General features: G+C 61.7%; 2 protein-coding genes. Both read right to left on the bottom strand.

Annotated features, from left to right (window positions below; translation table 11 throughout):
• Positions 1–25: 25 nt before the first annotated feature.
• Complete coding sequence (locus CKO42_RS26350) at positions 26–361, bottom strand: MarR family EPS-associated transcriptional regulator (RefSeq protein ID WP_200252387.1); 336 nt, start codon at positions 359–361, stop codon at positions 26–28.
• A gap of 451 nt (positions 362–812) precedes the next feature.
• Complete coding sequence (locus CKO42_RS26355) at positions 813–1781, bottom strand: DUF4351 domain-containing protein (protein WP_200252389.1); 969 nt, start codon at positions 1779–1781, stop codon at positions 813–815.
• Positions 1782–1968 lie beyond the last annotated feature (187 nt).

The raw sequence follows: 1968 nt of genomic DNA on the forward strand, positions 1-1968 counted from the left end.
GATCACAGACTGGGCGCTGCCAAGATCACTGTGGCAGCAGGCCTTCGGCTTTGGCCTCGGCGGTGAGTTGGTCGAACTCGGCCCTGAGGGCGTCGTATTCGGCGCGCTTGCGTTGGATGAAGCGGGCGGTGATGCGGGCCTTGGTGTCGATGCCTTCTGGGGTGAGCAGGTAGGCGTAGGCGCTTTTGTTCTTGCTGTTGCGAAAGTGCTCGGCTTTGAGCAGTCCGCGCTCGATGAGGGCGCGCACGACGTAATCGGTGCGTCCGACGCTGATGCCGATGGCCTGTGAGAGCTGCAGTTGGGTCTGCTTGGGGTTGGCCTGGAGTTGGCGCAGGACGAGGAAGGTGAGGTCTTCGTTCACCGGATGCTGGGTCCGTCAGATCAAGGTTGCGGGCAGGCTTCCGCACGCCCCTGTCATATCGGCAAGGGCGGAGGCGGTGATCGGGTTGTGCTTGCGCTGAGGTGTTCAGCTGTGAAGACGGCGAGTATGAGAACAGCTGGCGGCGGCTGGGTCAAGGGTTGGTTGGGGTTTGCGCGCTCGCCACAGCCGCGCCTCGGCCTGTTCCCAAGTCTCGCCGGGGCGTGCGTGGCGCTTCACATCGGAGCGCGTGAGCTTAGGTTGGCGGCCAGGGCGCGGGTTGGACGGCTTGTTCGGTGCTTGCTGCTTGGTTGCCGGGTCCATGGCCTGGTTTCCGGCTTCGAGGACGGAATGGCCGCGATCACTGCGGGAGCAGGCATTCGGCTTCTGCCTCGGCGGTGAGTTGGTCTAGCAACAGTTGCCTTCGCGGCGCAGCTCAGCGGATCGCCGCGCCTCAGTGGAAAATCGTCTCCGGCGTCTCGGCGCTGAGGATGCGTTCTGACCAGGCCTCCAGTTGCTCAGGCTCTGCCGATTCAATGCGCGTGCGGTAGTGCGCAACCGCTTCTGCACCGAACTTCTTATTCACCAGGCGTAGCAGGATGTGGGCTTCGCCCTGCTGGACACCCAGCTGGACACCCTTCTCAATCCCCGCTTGTTCGACGGTCGTCACATACGGCATACGCTGTTGCTCCTCGTAGGCATAGAGTGTTTGGCGAAAGTCGGCTTCCAGCGCCTTGGGCAGGCGGATCATCCAGTCGATGAGCCGGAACAGTTCGAGTATCCGTGCCTGCTCATAACCGCGCTCGTACATCAGGCGGATGAGGCGGAACTTCCAGCCCTTGAGCGTCTCGGCATCATCGGTGACCTTAGCGCGGATCTGTGCCATGACCACCAGGGCGAAGACGTTGTCGCTGGCTTCCAGCTCAGCCCAGCGCTCGGGCTCGGCATAGTCCAACAGTTTGACCATCGGAAAGCGGAAGTCAACGCGGCAGTCCCAGAGCCTGGTGCCGTAGTGCTGCGGGCGAAAGCCTTGGTCTGTGTCGGCGAGCACCGCGAGGCTGGCCACCGGCACTTGGTAGCGATCGCGGATCTTGTAGTGATAGGTATACATGCGCTCGGCAAAGGCGGTTTCCGCTTCGCCTTGCACCTCGACATGGATCAGCACCCAGACCGCAGTGCCATCGCGCAGGGTGACACCAACCAGCTTGTCGGCATAGCGCTTGGTGGTCTTGGCTTCACGCACCAGTTGCTGGAATTCCTTGTCGAGAAACTGCACCCCTTGTGACCAGTCGATCTCGGCATGCACGGTCGGGAACAGCAGCGCGAGGAACTCTGGGAAGAAGCGCTCTAGGGCCTCTTTCCAGGGACTGTCATCGTCGCGCTTGGGCGATGCGGTCTTGGCGCTGTGATTGTCGGTTGGCATGCCGGGAGGGTTTAAATACAATACCGTTCAATGGCACAGCACGATGCTCTCCTCGAAGGATTTGGTCGGCTGAGGAGGATGTCGGTGGTGCGCACGCTTCTTGGGCCATTTGCTCATCTTTTGTTTGATGACGCGGGGATTGATCCGGTGACGACGCGGCGGGATGGTTTCCTCGGCGACTTCCTGC

The organism is Lamprobacter modestohalophilus, assembly GCF_016583905.1.
In the GTDB taxonomy this organism is placed as follows: Bacteria; Pseudomonadota; Gammaproteobacteria; order Chromatiales; family Chromatiaceae; genus Lamprobacter; species Lamprobacter modestohalophilus.

What these genes read in the sequence shown, in the direction of transcription:
- CKO42_RS26355 (WP_200252389.1), bottom strand. Translation starts at nt 1,781, where the DNA reads ATGCCAACCGACAATCACAGCGCCAAGACCGCATCGCCCAAGCGCGAC.